14 protein-coding genes are annotated in these 14,131 nt (G+C 72.5%); 6 read left to right on the top strand and 8 right to left on the bottom strand.

Translation table 11 applies throughout. The annotated features are described in order from the left end of the window. Nucleotides 1–37: 37 nt before the first annotated feature. A complete protein-coding gene (locus ABD932_RS39310) occupies nucleotides 38–1,276 on the top strand; it encodes a geranylgeranyl reductase family protein (protein WP_126389055.1) in 1,239 nt (412 codons plus the stop codon). A gap of 12 nt (nucleotides 1,277–1,288) precedes the next feature. On the opposite strand, the gene ABD932_RS39305 is transcribed toward ABD932_RS39310, so the two are convergent. Beyond that, the gene (locus tag ABD932_RS39305) at nucleotides 1,289–1,738 is read right to left on the bottom strand and encodes a nitroreductase family deazaflavin-dependent oxidoreductase (RefSeq protein WP_345020670.1); all 450 of its coding nucleotides are present in this window, start codon (nucleotides 1,736–1,738) and stop codon (nucleotides 1,289–1,291) included. 136 nt (nucleotides 1,739–1,874) lie between these two features. On the opposite strand from ABD932_RS39305, the gene ABD932_RS39300 reads away from it, so the two are divergent. Further along, on the top strand, nucleotides 1,875–2,594 hold the full coding sequence (locus ABD932_RS39300; protein ID WP_345020668.1) for a TetR/AcrR family transcriptional regulator: 720 nt from the start codon (nucleotides 1,875–1,877) through the stop codon (nucleotides 2,592–2,594). Nucleotides 2,595–2,608: 14 nt separating this feature from the next. Here ABD932_RS39300 and ABD932_RS39295 read toward each other — a convergent pair whose 3' ends face one another. Beyond that, on the bottom strand, nucleotides 2,609–3,418 hold the full coding sequence (locus tag ABD932_RS39295) for an AfsR/SARP family transcriptional regulator (protein ID WP_345020666.1): 810 nt from the start codon (nucleotides 3,416–3,418) through the stop codon (nucleotides 2,609–2,611). A 105-nt stretch (nucleotides 3,419–3,523) separates the two neighbouring features. Here ABD932_RS39295 and ABD932_RS39290 point away from each other — a divergent pair, with 105 nt between their 5' ends. Genes ABD932_RS39290 through ABD932_RS39280 form a run of 3 tightly spaced genes read left to right on the top strand, consistent with a single transcriptional unit; the run spans nucleotide 3,524 to nucleotide 7,640 of the window. Further along, nucleotides 3,524–5,674 carry an MMPL family transporter gene (locus ABD932_RS39290; protein WP_345020664.1) on the top strand — a complete coding sequence of 717 codons (2,151 nt, stop codon included), beginning with the start codon at nucleotides 3,524–3,526 and terminating at the stop codon, nucleotides 5,672–5,674. A gap of 53 nt (nucleotides 5,675–5,727) precedes the next feature. Further along, nucleotides 5,728–6,978, top strand: a complete 1,251-nt coding sequence (locus ABD932_RS39285) for a sensor histidine kinase (RefSeq protein WP_345020663.1) — start codon at nucleotides 5,728–5,730, stop codon at nucleotides 6,976–6,978. Further along, nucleotides 6,975–7,640, top strand: coding sequence for a response regulator (locus tag ABD932_RS39280; RefSeq protein ID WP_345020662.1), 666 nt, complete (start codon nucleotides 6,975–6,977; stop codon nucleotides 7,638–7,640). Before ABD932_RS39285 ends, ABD932_RS39280 begins: the two co-directional genes overlap by 4 nt. Here ABD932_RS39280 and ABD932_RS44155 read toward each other — a convergent pair. Further along, nucleotides 7,601–7,795 carry a DUF6332 family protein gene (locus tag ABD932_RS44155; protein ID WP_425587582.1) on the bottom strand — a complete coding sequence of 65 codons (195 nt, stop codon included), beginning with the start codon at nucleotides 7,793–7,795 and terminating at the stop codon, nucleotides 7,601–7,603. The genes ABD932_RS39280 and ABD932_RS44155 overlap by 40 nt on opposite strands. Nucleotides 7,796–7,813: 18 nt before the next feature. Continuing rightward, nucleotides 7,814–9,295: an MFS transporter gene (locus ABD932_RS39270; RefSeq protein ID WP_345020661.1), complete on the bottom strand. Its 1,482-nt coding sequence runs from the start codon at nucleotides 9,293–9,295 to the stop codon at nucleotides 7,814–7,816. An 85-nt stretch (nucleotides 9,296–9,380) separates the two neighbouring features. On the opposite strand from ABD932_RS39270, the gene ABD932_RS39265 reads away from it, so the two are divergent. After that, nucleotides 9,381–9,770, top strand: coding sequence for a MarR family winged helix-turn-helix transcriptional regulator (locus ABD932_RS39265; protein ID WP_250081431.1), 390 nt, complete (start codon nucleotides 9,381–9,383; stop codon nucleotides 9,768–9,770). Between the two features lie 16 nt (nucleotides 9,771–9,786). Here the strand turns inward: ABD932_RS39265 and ABD932_RS39260 are convergent, their stop codons facing one another. The 4 genes from ABD932_RS39260 to absR1 all read right to left on the bottom strand — a co-directional run bounded on the left by ABD932_RS39260 (nucleotide 9,787) and on the right by absR1 (nucleotide 14,045). Then, nucleotides 9,787–10,539 carry a maleylpyruvate isomerase family mycothiol-dependent enzyme gene (locus ABD932_RS39260; RefSeq protein WP_345020660.1) on the bottom strand — a complete coding sequence of 251 codons (753 nt, stop codon included), beginning with the start codon at nucleotides 10,537–10,539 and terminating at the stop codon, nucleotides 9,787–9,789. Nucleotides 10,540–10,809: 270 nt separating this feature from the next. Further along, nucleotides 10,810–11,199 carry a VOC family protein gene (locus ABD932_RS39255; protein WP_345020658.1) on the bottom strand — a complete coding sequence of 130 codons (390 nt, stop codon included), beginning with the start codon at nucleotides 11,197–11,199 and terminating at the stop codon, nucleotides 10,810–10,812. Nucleotides 11,200–11,480: 281 nt separating this feature from the next. Continuing rightward, the gene (locus ABD932_RS39250) at nucleotides 11,481–12,650 is read right to left on the bottom strand and encodes an MFS transporter (RefSeq protein WP_345020656.1); all 1,170 of its coding nucleotides are present in this window, start codon (nucleotides 12,648–12,650) and stop codon (nucleotides 11,481–11,483) included. 309 nt (nucleotides 12,651–12,959) lie between these two features. Continuing rightward, nucleotides 12,960–14,045: a beta-glucuronidase AbsR1 gene (gene absR1 / locus ABD932_RS39245; RefSeq protein ID WP_345020654.1), complete on the bottom strand. Its 1,086-nt coding sequence runs from the start codon at nucleotides 14,043–14,045 to the stop codon at nucleotides 12,960–12,962. Nucleotides 14,046–14,131: the final 86 nt, after the last annotated feature.

Genomic DNA, 14,131 nt, shown 5'->3' with positions numbered 1-14,131 from the left:
CAGCGGACGGCGGCTTGATCAGGAGCAGTAGACCATCGTGAGCAGCGAGAACTCTTCGGCGGACGACGTGCAGCGGGTGTGGGACGTCGTCGTGGTGGGCGCGGGGCCCGCGGGAGCCTCGGCCGCCTATGCGGCAGCGGTCGCCGGGCGGCGCGTGCTGGTGCTGGAGAAGGCGGAGCTGCCGCGCTACAAGACGTGCGGCGGCGGCATCATCGGCCCTTCGCGGGACTCCCTGCCGCCCGGCTTCGAGCTGCCCTTCCGGGACCGGGTGCACGCGGTCACGTTCTCGAACAACGGCCGCTTCAGCCGGACCCGCCGCTCCAAGCAGATGCTGTTCGGGCTGATCAACCGGCCCGAGTTCGACCAGCAGCTCGTCGAGCACGCGCAGAAGGCGGGCGCCGAGCTGCGTACGGGCGTCACCGTGCAGCGCGTCGAGCAGCACGGCTCGGCGGTGCCGGACCGGCGCAGCGTCGCCGTCGTCCTGCAGGGCGGCGAGACGCTGCTCGCGCGGGCGGTCGTGGGCGCGGACGGCAGTGCCAGCCGCATAGGGGCACACGTCGGGGTGAAGCTCGACCAGGTGGATCTCGGCCTGGAGGCGGAGATCCCGGTGCCCGAGACGGTCGCCGAGGACTGGAAGGGGCGGGTGCTCATCGACTGGGGGCCGATTCCCGGCAGTTACGGCTGGGTGTTCCCCAAGGGCGACACCCTCACGGTCGGGGTGATCTCGGCGCGCGGTGAAGGCGCCGCGACCAAGCGGTACTTGGAGGAGTTCATCGGGCGGCTCGGGCTCGCCGGGTTCGAACCGAGCATCTCCTCCGGCCACTTGACGCGCTGCCGTGCCGACGACTCGCCGCTCTCGCGCGGGCGCGTGCTGGTGTGCGGTGACGCCGCGGGCCTGCTGGAGCCGTGGACGCGCGAGGGGATCTCGTTCGCGCTGCGGTCGGGGCGCCTCGCGGGGGAGTGGGCGGTGCGCATCGCCGAGGCGCACGACGCGGTGGACACCCGGCGCCAGGCCCTGAACTACGCCTTCGCGGTCAAGGCGGGCCTCGGCGTAGAGATGAGCGTCGGCAAGCGGCTGCTGACGGTGTTCGAGCGCCGGCCCGGCCTCTTCCACGCCACCCTGACCGGTTTCCGGCCGGCCTGGAAGGCGTTCATGGACATCACCCGGGGCTCCACGTCGCTGGCCGACATCGTCCGTACCCACCCGATGGCCCACCGCGCCCTGACCGCGCTGGACCGCCGTCCGGTGGTGGCGGGCGACGAGGCCACGTCCTGAGCGCCCCCCGGGTCACTTCTGGACGGTGATCCGGAAGACGGGGTGGTCCGGGGCGGCCGCGACGATCTCCTCGTCGGAGGACTTCGCGGTGACCCCGTTGAAGTACTGGTTGACCTCCCAGCCCCACTTCTCCAGGTAGGTCCGCAGGATCGGGAGCTTCTCCGCGTCGGGAAGCTCCACCGCGGTGAACTCACGGACCTTGCGTCCGACCCGCAGCTCCCCACCGCCGGCGGCACGCATGTTGCGCACCCACTGGGAGTGGCCGCGCGCCGAGACGAGGTACTGCGTGCCCTCGTAGGCGTGCGGGTTGACCGGAATGCGCTGCATCTTGCCGCTCTTGCGTCCGCGCACGGACATCTCCGCCGTGCCGGCGAGGCTGAGCCCGTGCCGGGCCAGCCAGCCGATGACGCTGTTGAGGCGGACGTTCAGCGGGCTGCCCTTGAGGTAGTACGGCGACGACATGGTGACTCCCCGGAGTTCCCGTTTGAGAGAGCGGTGCTCTCGCTTGAGAGCAGTGTGCACGAGATCGGTGATCCAAAGCAAGAGCAGTGCTCTCGAATTGGTGCACTGCTCCGCTGTTCGTGGGAGACTGCCTCCCATGAGCAGCAGCACCGCACAGGGCGCCCGCGCCCGCGCCCGGATGGAAATCACCGCCGCCATCAAGGACGAGGCACGCAGACAGCTCGCGGCCGAGGGCGCCGCCAAGCTGTCGCTGCGCGCCGTGGCCCGCGCACTCGGCATGGTCTCCTCCGCGCTCTACCGCTACTTCCCCAGCCGCGACGACCTGCTGACCGCTCTCATCATCGACGCCTACAACGCCATCGGGGAGAGTGCCGAAGCGGCGCGCGAGAAGGCCGCGGACGCCGGCCCCGTACAGTGCTGGACGGCGGTCGCGCAGGCCGTACGCGACTGGGCCCTGCGGCATCCGCACGAGTACGCGCTGATCTACGGCTCGCCCGTGCCCGGCTACACCGCCCCCGACACCACCGTCCCGCCCGCCTCCCGCGTCGGACTCGTCTTCATCGGCATCGTCCGCGACGCCCATCACGGCTCCGCCCTCACCGAACCCCCGCCCCTGCCCGCCGACCTGCGCCCCGAGGCCGAGCGCATGGCCGCCGACCTGGCCCCCGACCTCCCTCCCGCGGCGGTCGCGGCGCTCATCGCCGCCTGGGGCGAGCTCTTCGGGCTCGTCGGGTTCGAGCTGTTCGGGCAGTTCAACCGGGTCGTGGAGGACAGGGAGACGTTCTTCCGGCACGCGGCGGCCCGGCTCGCGCAAGGGGTGGGCCTGGTGGACGGCCCGGTGGAGGGGCAGCGGTAGGCCCGCGCGGATCGTCAGGCCACGGGCACCGGCGGCGACGGCAGGAGTTCCGGGTCCTGGCGCAGGATCCGTGCGTGCAGTGAGCGCAGTGCGGGCCCCGGGTCCGTGCCCAGGGCGTCGGCCAGCCTGCGCCGAGCCGCCTCGTACGCGGTGAGCGCGTCCGACGGGCGGCCGGTGCGGCACAGGGCGAGCATCAGCAGCTCGACGAGGCGTTCCCGCAAGGGGTGCGCCGCGACGAGGCGGATGAGTTCGTGGACGTACTCGAAGGCGTGGCCGAGTTCGATCTCACCGGCGAGCACGGCCTCCAGGACGGTGAGGCGCTTCTCGGCCCAGCGCAGGCGCTCCGCCGCCAGATACGGCGCCCGCAGGCCCTCGGCGAACTCGCCGCGCCACAACTCCTCGGCGCGCCGGGCGAGTTGGCCCGCCCGGTGCAGCTCGCCCGCGTCCCGCGCCGCCAGCGCCGCGTCCACCAGACGCCGCCGCTCCCGCAGATCGTCGGCCTCGACGCCGGTGAGCAGATAGCCGGTGCCGGTCCACGACAGCTCCGGCCCCGCCCCGAGCGCGCGGCGCAGCCCGGAGACGTACTTCTGCACGAGGTTGCGGACGTGTGCCGGCGGCGTCCCGCCCCACACCGCCTCGACCAGGCCGTCGTAGGAGATCGGACGGCCCTCCTGGAGCAGCAGTACGGCGAGGACGGCGCGTTGTTTCGGCGGGCCGAGCGGGATCTCCGTGCCGTCGCGCAACGCGCGCAGCGGGCCGAGCACTTCGCAGCGCAGGTCGTGAGACGTGCCGCCGGTCGTGCCCTCCGATGTCCCCTCACCCATGTGTCGAGCCTATCCCGGGGCCCGCGTTCCAGTGGATCTTCCAGCGGCCGTTCCAGCGGGCCGGGTGACTGTGTGAGTCCTCAACTCCCGGAGAAAGGCCGCCCCATGCTCACCCGGCTCGGCCGTCTGGCCGTGCACCGCAGCCGTGCCGTGCTGGTCGGTGCCCTGCTCGTCCTCCTCGGCCTCGGCGCGTACGGCGCGGGCGCCCAGGGCGACCTCGCCCTCGCGCGCTGGAGCTCGCCCGGCACGGAGTCGGTGCGCGCCGGCGACGTGCTGCGCGACGACTTCGGCACCGGCAACCCCAATCTCGCCCTGCTCGTCACCGCCCGCGACGGCGACGTGGACAGCCCGCGCACCGAGCGCGCCGGACGTGAACTCGCCGTGGAGGTAGGTGAGGTGCCGCTCGTCACCGACGTCACCTCCTACTGGGACGCCGACAGCCCCGCCCTGCGCGCGGCGGACGGCCGGCGTGCCCTGATCCTCGCCCGTCTCGAAGGCACGGCCACCGAGACGCGCGAGCACCTCGCCGAGCTGTCCCCGCGGTTGACCCGCACCACCGCCGACCTCGATGTCCAGGTGGGCGGCCAGGAGGAGATCTCGCGGCAGGTCGGCGAGGAGGCCCGCGCCGACTTCCTGCGCGCGGAGGCGTTCGTGCTGCCCGCTGTGCTGCTCCTGCTGATCCTCGTCTTCCGGCGGACCGTGGCCGCTTTGCTGACCGTCTCCGTCGGCCTGTTCTCGGTCCTCGGCACGCTCGCCGGGCTGCGGCTGCTCGCGCGGTTCACCGAGGTGTCCACGTTCGCCGCGAACCTCGCGCTCGTCCTCGGTTTCGGACTGGGCGTCGACTACGGCCTCTTCATGATCAACCGCTATCGCGAGGAACGGACCGCCGGGCATGCGCAGCAGCAGGCCGTGGTGCGGGCCACCGCGGCGGCCGGAGGCACGGTCGTCTTCAGCGGCGTCACCGTCGCGGTCTCGCTCTGTGCGCTGCTGGTGTTCCCGTTCTTCTTCCTGAGCTCGTTCGCGTACGCCGGGGTCCTCGTCGTGCTCACCGCGGTCGCCGGTGCCGTCCTGGTGCTCCCGGCGGCCCTCGCCCGCTGGGGCCACCGCGTCGAGCGCCCCACCGCACCCGCCTCCGGGTTCTGGCACCGCACGGCCCTCGCCGCCATGCGCCGCCCGCTGATCGCGGGCTCCGCCGTCCTGGCCGTCCTCCTCCTGGCCGCCTCACCCGTCCTCGGCCTGCGCTTCGGCCTCCCCGACGAGCGCACGCTCCCCGAGGGCACCTCCTCGCGCACCACCTCCGAGACCGTGCACCGTGACTTCGCCGCCGAACCCACGGACACCGTCCAGGTGGTGCTCACCAAGCCGTCCGACACGCGTGCGTACGCCGCCGAACTCTCCCGGCTCCCGGGCGTCTTCCAGGTCGACTCGCCGAGCGGCGCCTACCGGGACGGCAGCCGCGTCGGCGCCCCCGGCCAGGACCGGCTCACCGCGCCGGACGGACGCGTCCGGCTGGCCGTCGTACCCACGCAGCAGGCCATGTACGGCGACGTCCCCGCCTTCGCCGAACGCATCCGGGACACGCCCGCACCCGCACCCGCCCTCGTCGGCGGCTACCCGGGCGAGACCACCGACTTCCGCGCCACGCTGCTCGACCGGCTCCCGCTCGCCGTCGGATTCGTGCTGGTGGCGACGTACGTGATCCTCTTCCTGATGACCGGCAGTGTGCTGTTGCCCGTGAAGGCGACCGCGCTGAACCTGCTCAGCCTCTCGGTGATGTTCGGCTGCCTGGTGTGGGTCTTCCAGGACGGTCATCTGTCCGGGCTGCTCGGCTTCACGCCGACGGGCTCGATCGAGCCGAGCATCCCGGTGCTGATGTTCTGCGTGGCGTACGGGCTGTCCATGGACTACGAGGTCTTCCTGCTGGCCCGCATCAAGGAGGAGTACGAGCGCACGGGGGACACCGAGCGGGCGGTCGGCGAGGGCATCCGGCGCAGCGCGCCGCTGATCACCGCGGCGGCCGGGATCCTCGCCCTGTCCTTCCTGTCGTACGCCACCTCCGGCGTCGTCTTCCTCAAGGAACTCGGAGTCGGCACCGCCCTGACGATCCTGGTCGACGCGACCCTCATCCGGGTCGTCCTGCTGCCGGTGACGATGCGGCTCGCCGGGCGGGCGAACTGGTGGGTGCCACGGCGGCTGCGGCGCTTGCGGATCAGGGAGCCCGAGGCCGCGGACGTACTTCGCGGGGAGTACGTGTGATCACCACGCGCGGGTGACGCCGCCCGGCGGCCGTCGCGTCTAGCGTGGCGGACATGGACGAGCAGCAGGGACGCGGGGGCGGCGGTCCGCCGATGTGGTGGCGGCACGGGCCGCCGTGGTGGAACCGGGAGGAAGACGGCGACGAGCGCGCTTCTTCCCGCTGGCCCTGGCGCTCCACCGTGCTGATCACCGTCTTCGTGCTGGCCGGCTCGAACTTCGCGGCTCGGGGGCAACTGGACGACCGGGAGGCCCTCGACGCCTTCGCGCGCGTGCTGCTGGTCGTGGCGGCGGGACTGCTGCTGTGGCGCAAGCGGTATCCGGTGGCCGTCGTGTTCGGCACGGCGGTGGCCGCCACTGTGTACCTGGGCGCCGGGTACCCGTACGGGCCGGTCTTCCTGGCCGTCGCCGTGGCCTGCTTCAACGCGATCGTCATGGGACACCGCAGGGCCGCCTGGTCGGCGATCACGGTGTTCTGGGCCGGGCACGCGTTGGTGGCCCACTGGCTGTACGAGTGGCTGCCGCCGTCCGGCGACTCGGCCGCCCCCTGGGGGCAGGAGGGCGTGATCGCCGCTTGGGTCGCGGCCATTCTGGCGGTGTCGGAGCTGGCCAGGACCCGGCGCGAGCAGTGGGCGCGGGAGCGGGCCGAGCGGGCGCAGGCGGCGCGACGCCGGGCCGACGAGGAGCGGCTGCGGATCGCCCGCGAGCTGCACGACGTCCTCGCGCACAGCATCAGCGTGATCAATGTGCAGGCGGGCGTCGGCCTCGCGCTCCTCGACACCGACCCCGAGCAGGCGCGCACGGCGCTCACCACCATCAAGGCCCAGAGCAAGGAGGCGCTCGGCGAGGTCCGCCAGGTCCTCGACACACTGCGCACCCCCGGCGACGCGCCGCGCGCCCCGGCACCCGGCCTGGACCGGCTGCCCGAACTGGTGGAGCAGGCGGCGAGCGCGGGCCTCACCGTCGAGGTAGAGGGCGAGCCGCCCCGCCTGCCGCCCGGCACCGACCTCGCCGCGTTCCGGATCGTCCAGGAGGCCCTCACCAACGTCGTACGCCACTCGGGCTCGCGGCACGCGCGCGTGCACCTCGATCACGACGACGGAGCGACGCTACGGTTGCGTATCGACGACGACGGTCCGGCGACCGGCGCCGACGCGGGCGGCAGCGGCAACGGACTCGCCGGAATGCGGGAGCGGGCGGCCGCACTGGGTGGCACGATCGAGGCGGGACCGCGTGCCGACGGCGGGTTCCGGGTGCTCGCCGTACTGCCGTTGAAGGCTTCTGCCGAGACCAAGGAGGACCGGTGATCCGGGTACTGCTCGCCGACGACCAGTCACTGGTGCGGGCCGGCTTCCGGGCGCTGCTCGACGCGCAGCCCGACATCGAGGTGGCGGGAGAGGCGTCCGACGGGGAGGAGGCGCTGCGCAAGGTTGGCGAACTGCGGCCCGACGTCGTCCTGATGGACATCCGCATGCCGGTCCTGGACGGCCTGGCCGCGACCCGCCGGATCACCGAGGACGGCACCCTGGACGGCGTCAAGGTGGTCATGCTGACCACCTTCGAACTCGACGAGTACGTCTTCGAGGCCATCCGCTCGGGCGCCTCCGGCTTCCTGGTCAAGGACACCGAGCCGGAGGAACTCCTGCGCGCCGTACGGGCGGTCGTGGACGGGGACGCGCTGCTCTCGCCGGGAGTGACGCGGCGCCTGATCGCCGAGTTCGCCGCCCGCTCCAAGGAGCCCGCGGCCGCCGGTGCCCTCACCGAACTCACCGAGCGCGAGCGGGAGGTGATGGCGCTGGTCGGCATCGGTCTGTCCAACGAGGAGATCGCCCGCCGCCTGGTGGTCAGCCCCCTCACCGCGAAGACCCACGTCAGCCGCACGATGGTGAAGCTCGGCGCCCGCGACCGGGCCCAACTCGTCGTCCTGGCCTACGAGTCGGGGCTGGTACGGCCGGGCTGGCTGGGCTGAGCCGCCCCGCCCCCGTCGGCCCGTGGCCGCCCGAAGCGGACCAGCACGCTGACGACGCGGGCGACGAAGAGCACGGCGGCTGCGATCGCAGCCAACGCCCCACGGCACAGGGCGTATGTGCGCCCGGCGGAGCAAGCGGGCTCCGCCGGGCGCACGGTGTCGGAGGCGGCCCCCTAGTCGCGTACGACGACGCGTTCCGCCTCCTGGGATGTGGACTTGGCGACCACGACGGTCTGCTGGGTACGGCGGGTGCGCAGCCCGGTGAGGGAGATCAGCAGACCCGCGACCGCGATCACCGTGATCACCACCAGGGCGGGCAGGTAGCTGTCGAGGACGGCCTGCGGGGACGCCCCCGGCTCCTCCGGCGCGTTCGCCGTCAGGACCGCCGTCACGACGGCCAGGAAGAGCGCGCCGCCGACCTGGACCGAGGTGTTGAGCAGTCCGGAGACCATGCCCTGCTCGTGCTCGTCGACGCCGTTCGTGGCCTGGACGTTGAGCGAGGGGAAGGTGAGCGCGAAGGCCGAGCCGACCAGCAGCATGGTGGGCAGGATCACCGCCGCGTAGACCGGGTCGAGGTCGATGCGCAGGAACAGGACGTAGCCGGCGACCATCAGGGCGAACCCGATCGCGATCAGCCGGGCCGTACCGAACCGGTCGATGATCGCCCCGACCTTCGTCGCCGACAGCGCGACGAGCGCGCCCGCCGGCAGGAAGGCCAGCGCGGTGTGCAGCGCCGACCAGCCGAGCAGCTGCTGCATGTACAGCGTGACCAGGAACTGGAAGCCGATGTAGCTGCCGACGAACGTCAACGCGCCCAGCTGAGCCCGTACTTGAGGACCCGAACGCAGCACCCCCAGCCGGATCAGCGGGCTCGGGCTGCGCCGCTCCACGGCGACGAAGGCGGTCAGCAGGAGGGTGACGGCGATGAAGGACAGGACGGTGCGGAGGGAGCCCCAGCCCGCCTCCGGCGCCTCGACGACGGTGAAGACGAGCAGCAGCATCGAGGCGGTGCCGAGGACGGCGCCCGGGACGTCGTAGCCGCCGGTGCTCTTCTCCCGCTCGCTGCGCGGCAGCAGCTTCAGCCCCGCGAACAGCGCGATCAGGGCGACGGGCGCGGGCAGCAGCATGGTCAGGCGCCAACTGGCCTCGGTGAGCAGGCCCGAGAAGACGAGCCCCATCGAGTAGCCGGTGGCGCCGCAGGTGGTGTAGATCGCCAGCGCGCGGTTGCGGACCGGGCCCTCGGCGAAGGTCGTGGTGATGATGGACAGGCCGGCGGGCGCGGTGAAGGCTGCGGCCAGGCCCTTGACGAAGCGGCTGGCGATCAGCAGCGGACCCGAGTCGACGAGCCCGCCGAGCAGGGAGGCGAGCGCGAAGACGGCGAGGGCCACCAGGAACACCTGGCGGCGGCCCAGCAGGTCGGCGGTCCGTCCGCCGAGGAGGAGAAGGCCGCCGTAGCCCAGGATGTAGCCGCTGACGATCCATTGCAGGGTCGAGGTGGACAGGCCCAGGTCGGCGCCGATGGACGGCAGGGCGACACCGACCATCGACACGTCCAGCGCGTCCAGGAACATCGCGGCGCACAGCACCAGGAGGGTGCCCCACAGGCGGGGCGTCCAACGGCCCGCGGACGTGGGGTGGGTGAGCGGAGAGGTCATGGCGACGACAGTACATGCGCATGCATCGAATGCAAATGCATTTAATGCTGATGCAATGAAAGCGGATCTCTGCTACGGTGCGCCCATGGCGGCGAAGAAGGCCGAACAGGCGCTCGTGGACCAGTGGCGGGACATTCTGGCGCTGCATGCGCGCACGCAGTGCGAGCTCGACCGTGCACTCCATCAACACGGGCTGTGCGCCAGCGACTTCGAGGTCCTTGACGTACTGGCGGTCGGTGCCTGCTCCTACCGCGTCCAGGAGATCTCCGAGCGCGTTCACCTGAGCCAGAGCGCGCTGTCGCGGCTGATCGCGCGGCTGGAGAAGGACGGGCTGGTCGAGCGCGGGATGTGCGCGGAGGACCGGCGGGGTGTGAAGGTGGCGCTCACGGCGAAGGGGCGCTCACTGCACGGTGATGTGCTGCCGGTGCAGCGTGCGGTGTTGACCCGGATGCTGGCGGGCGGCCCGGCCGGCTGACCGCCCGTCACCGGCGTCAGCCGATCGCCGACTTCTCCCGCCACAGTGCGGCGAGCGAGGCATCACCCGTCACGTCGGGCACCGGCAGCCGGTTCCACAGCGCCAGGTACAGCTGCGCGGCGGGACCGGCCAGTTCGGCGTCCGCGTCCCCGTCCGATTCCTCCCGCGTGGTCACGGGCGGCTCCGCCGACAGCCGTACGGCCCACACCGCATCCGCATCCGCACCCGCGTCCGTGGCCCGCACCCGTAGCAGGCGCGGCTCCTCCGTGCGGACCCTGCTCCTGGGGCGGGCGTGGAAGCCGCGCAGCAGCTCGTCGATCCCGTCCACCGCGAACTCCGCAGCGATGCCGGTCGGCGTGCCGCCGCGCGCCGACTCCGCGTCGAAGCGGTGGACGGTCGTCTCATGGGCCTGCCGTCGGGCCCAGAAGGCCAGGGGTGACGGGTTGGGCGCGGGGTGGAAGGTCCAGCACTCCACGTCGGGTGAGGCTCCGCCGAGGGTGTCGACCAGGTGCCGGTGGCTGTCCCGGTACCAGGCCAGGAGCTCGGGACCGTCGAGGTCGGGGCCACTGCCCAGGGGTCGGGGCGAGGTGTGCGCCTGCGCGACGAACGAAGCGGCCCACCGATGCACCGCCCCTGTGTGCCGCAGCAGGTCCCGCACCTGCCAGTCCGGGCAGGTCGGCACCTTGGCGTCGACTCCGGCCTCCTCGGCGGCAGCGGCCAGCAGCAGTCCTTCGCGGTCCAGGGTTCGGACGAAGTCAGCGGTCTCCATGCGGGTGAGTGTGCCGGATGGAGTGCGGTCGAAGGGAGGTGCCTTTCCGTTGTGCGTCGGCGGAGTCTTGATGACCGAGTCAAGCCCGCTGCGCGGATTCGACGGCGCCGGTTCCTCGCCCGGTCGCTGCGGGCGCATCGGCTTCCGGGCGAGTGCGGCCCTGCACAAGGGCGGCCTTGAGCGCTGATGGCGGGTGGGCAGGCCATCTGGCCGACTCGTCCGGTCGGCGACGGCCCCCGTGAGGGGCGCTCAGTGCTCAGCTCTCAGCCCTCAGGACGGGGCGGGGAACAGGCAGAACTCGTTTCCTTCGGGGTCGGCCAGGAACCAGTGGTCGTCGTGCCGGGCCAGGACGGTCGCGCCGAGGGTGGTGAGGCGGTCGAGCTCGGTCTCCGGGGCGGGGGAGGTCAGGTCCAGGTGCAGGCGGTTCTTCCCGCGCTTGGGTTCGGGAACGAGCTGACACCACAGGCGAGGCCCTCGGACCCGGGGCTCGACGAGGACGGTCGGGTCGTCCTCGGGGTCGTCGATCCCCTGCGCGCGCAGCCGGGCGAGCTCGGCGCCGTCGTAGGGGGCGACGGCGTGGTCGTCGAGGGCGGCGGCCCAGAAACGGGCCGTGGCGGCCGGACGGGCACAGTCGATGACGATGTCGTGGAGTCGGGCCATCCGGTCATGATGCGCAGCCGGGGTGGGGCGGGCAACGGCCGCAGGTCCCTCCGGACCGGGCGCCGGACGCCGAACCGACCGACGGCCAGGTCCTCACGCTGCTCGCGGGCGGGCCGGGGGTGACGGGACGGTCGTACAGCCACCGAGCAGGCCTTCACGGCGGCCGCACGCCACCTCGGCGCCGATTCCCGACCGTCGTCGAGTCGAGCCCGGACCGGCTGCTGACCCTGCCGGGTGACACCCGTCGTGCTCACCGGACGCGGTGGCGTCGACCCCTTCGGTCAGTTCGGCGACGCGCGGCGGGTCGCGATGGCGATCAGCGTGGCGATCGCCGCCAGCACCGCGACGCTGGTGAGGGCCACGGGCAGGGAGAACCAGTCGGCCATGAAACCGATGGCGGGCGGTCCGAGGAGCATTCCGCCGTAGCCGAGGGTGGAGGCGGTGGCGACGCCGTTCGGGCCGGCGAGGGTGCCCGCGCGTTCGACGGCCACGGGGAAGAGGTTGGCGAGACCGAGCCCCGTGATCGCGAAGCCGAGCAACGCCGCCCACAGGGAGGGCGCGAGCGAGCCGAGCAGCATGCCGGCCGCCGCGGTGGCGCCGCCCGCGACGACGGTACGGCCGTGGCCGAGCCGTTCGAGGAGGGCCGTGCCGCTGAGGCGGCCGATCGTCATGGCCAGCGCGAAGCAGGAGTAGCCGACGGCGGCGACGCCGGGGGAGGCGTCCAGGTCCTGTTCGAGGTGGAGGGCGCCCCAGTCGGCCATGGCGCCCTCGCCGTAGGCGGTGCACAGGGCGATCAGGCCGAAGACGATCACCAGCCCGCGGGTCCTGGTGTCCGGGCGGCGCGGGGTGCCGCTCTCGGGCTGTACGGGGCCCGCGGCCGTCGGCGGTTCGTGGCGCAGCAGCGTACGGCCCGCCACGGCCGTCACCAGCAGCCCGATCACGGCGAGGCCGAGCAGGTGCCGGGTCGGGGAGAGCGCCCCCGCGACCAGCCCGCCGAGCCCCGCGCCGACCATGCCGCCCAGGCTGAAGGCCGCGTGGAAGCTGGGCATCACGGGCCGGCGCAGGGCGGCGACCAGGTCGACGGCGGCGCTGTTGAAGGCGACGTTGATGCTGCCGTAGGCGGCGCCGAAGACGACGAGCACCGAGCCGAGGGCGAGCACGGAGTGGGTGAGCGGGGGCAGGGCGACGCTGAGGGAGAGCAGGACCGCGCAGACGACGGTGACCTGGTGGGTGCCGTAGCGACGGCACAGCCGACCGGTCAGGGTCATGGTGAGGACGGCGCCCGCGGAGACGCCGAGGAGGGCGAGGCCGAGGGCGCTGGCGGAGGCGCCGGTCTGTTCCTTGATCGCGGGGATACGGACGACCCAGCCGGCGAAGAGGAAGCCGTCGAGGGCGAAGAAAGCGGTGAGGGCGATGCGGAGGCGGGTCAGGGTGCTGCGGTTGCCCGGCACGGCGTTGTGCGTTCGGGATTTGTTTATTAGCGGCACAAAGTCAGGTTAGGTGGGTACTGCATGCGAGGCAAGAGGGGTGGGACTGTCGGGCAGCCCGGCCGGCGGCCGTGACCGTCGGGCATCGCCCGGGTCGGCGGCCGTGACCTTCGCCGGGCCCGGGAACGGCGTGGCGGGTCCGGGCCCGGCGTGGCGGCCCCCGCGAACGGCGTGAGCGGGACGTCACCCTCCCCCGAAGGTGGCGTCCCGCTCACTTCCCCCGGCGCCGGACAGTGGACCGAGGCGTCCGTGCGCGTCCGCGGATCCGTGCCGTCACCAGCACATGACCGCTGTCTCCCCCGACCCCCAGCTGGAGTACAGACGCACCCGGACGTAGTAGCGGCGGCCCTTGACGAGTCGGGCCTTGACCGTGGCGTTGTGCGGGGTGCCGCCGTCGTCCTGGGCGGCGAGGTAGCGGGGTTCGCCGTCCCGCTCCTCGAAGACCACGACGACGGTGTCGCCGTCGCCGAAGGTGCCCAGGGTGTACTCGCGGGTCTCCGGCGGCTCCACGACGAAGTCGGCCTGCTCGGCCGGCCCGAGCCGCAGCGGCACCGAACGGAACGGCACCAGCTCCCGCGGCCCCGGCGTCTCGGCAGGCGGGTACCAGCGGTGGACGAACTCCTTGTCGGCCTTGGACAGCACACCCGGCGGGTTGAGGCCCCCGCGGAACTGCTCCGGCTCCAGGATCAGCCCGGCCGAGAAGGGGTACTCCATGATCGAGTGCGGGTCCCAGGCGGAGCCGTTGACCTCGTTCGGGTCCAGCTTGCGCAGGATGTTGAAGAACGTCTTGTCCCGGCTCCAGAAGTTCGGCGGGCCCGCCAGATCGGCGTACACGGCCTCGTCGTCCCAGTGGATCCCGGCGAACGGGCTCTGGTGCTCGTGCAGCAGGCCGAGCGCGTGCCCGATCTCGTGCAGGGCCGTTCCGCGTTCCCCGGGCACGGTCAGGTCCCAGCCGAAGTTCATGGTGCGTTCGTTCAGGCCGACCTGGAGCGCGTCCTTGCCCACGGTCGACCAAGAGCCGTCGCCGAGCTGGAACCCGATGCGCAGTTCGGCCTCCGACCGGTCGGCCACCTCCACGAAGGACAGGCCGATGCCCAGGCCCTGCCACTCCTGGAAGCACTCGCGCACGACGTCCCGCTGCTCCTTGCTGCCGACCCACGACACATGCCGGGCCTTGCCGGTCTCCGGGTCGGGGATCACGGATCCGTCGGATTCCCGGTCGAAGAAGTGGTAGTGCAGCACGGTGCCGTTGACCCACATCCGGCGTCCGCCGATGAGCGCACTGAGCCGCTCGGCGGCCAGCCCCGGTGCGAAAGCGGGGGCAGGCTGCTGCGCGAGGGAGCAGTAGCGTGCGGTCATGCGAACAGGGTGCCGTCGTACCGCCGCGGGCGCCTGAGTCGGGGGCTACTCAAGTACCCCTGTATCAAGGGTGAGTCACCGCGCTC

It is taken from the genome of Streptomyces shaanxiensis (genome assembly GCF_039537145.1).
Lineage (GTDB): Bacteria > Actinomycetota > Actinomycetes > Streptomycetales > Streptomycetaceae > Streptomyces > Streptomyces shaanxiensis.
The sequence above is the reverse complement of the archived record's forward strand: the minus strand, read 5'-3'. Positions and strand labels throughout refer to the sequence as shown.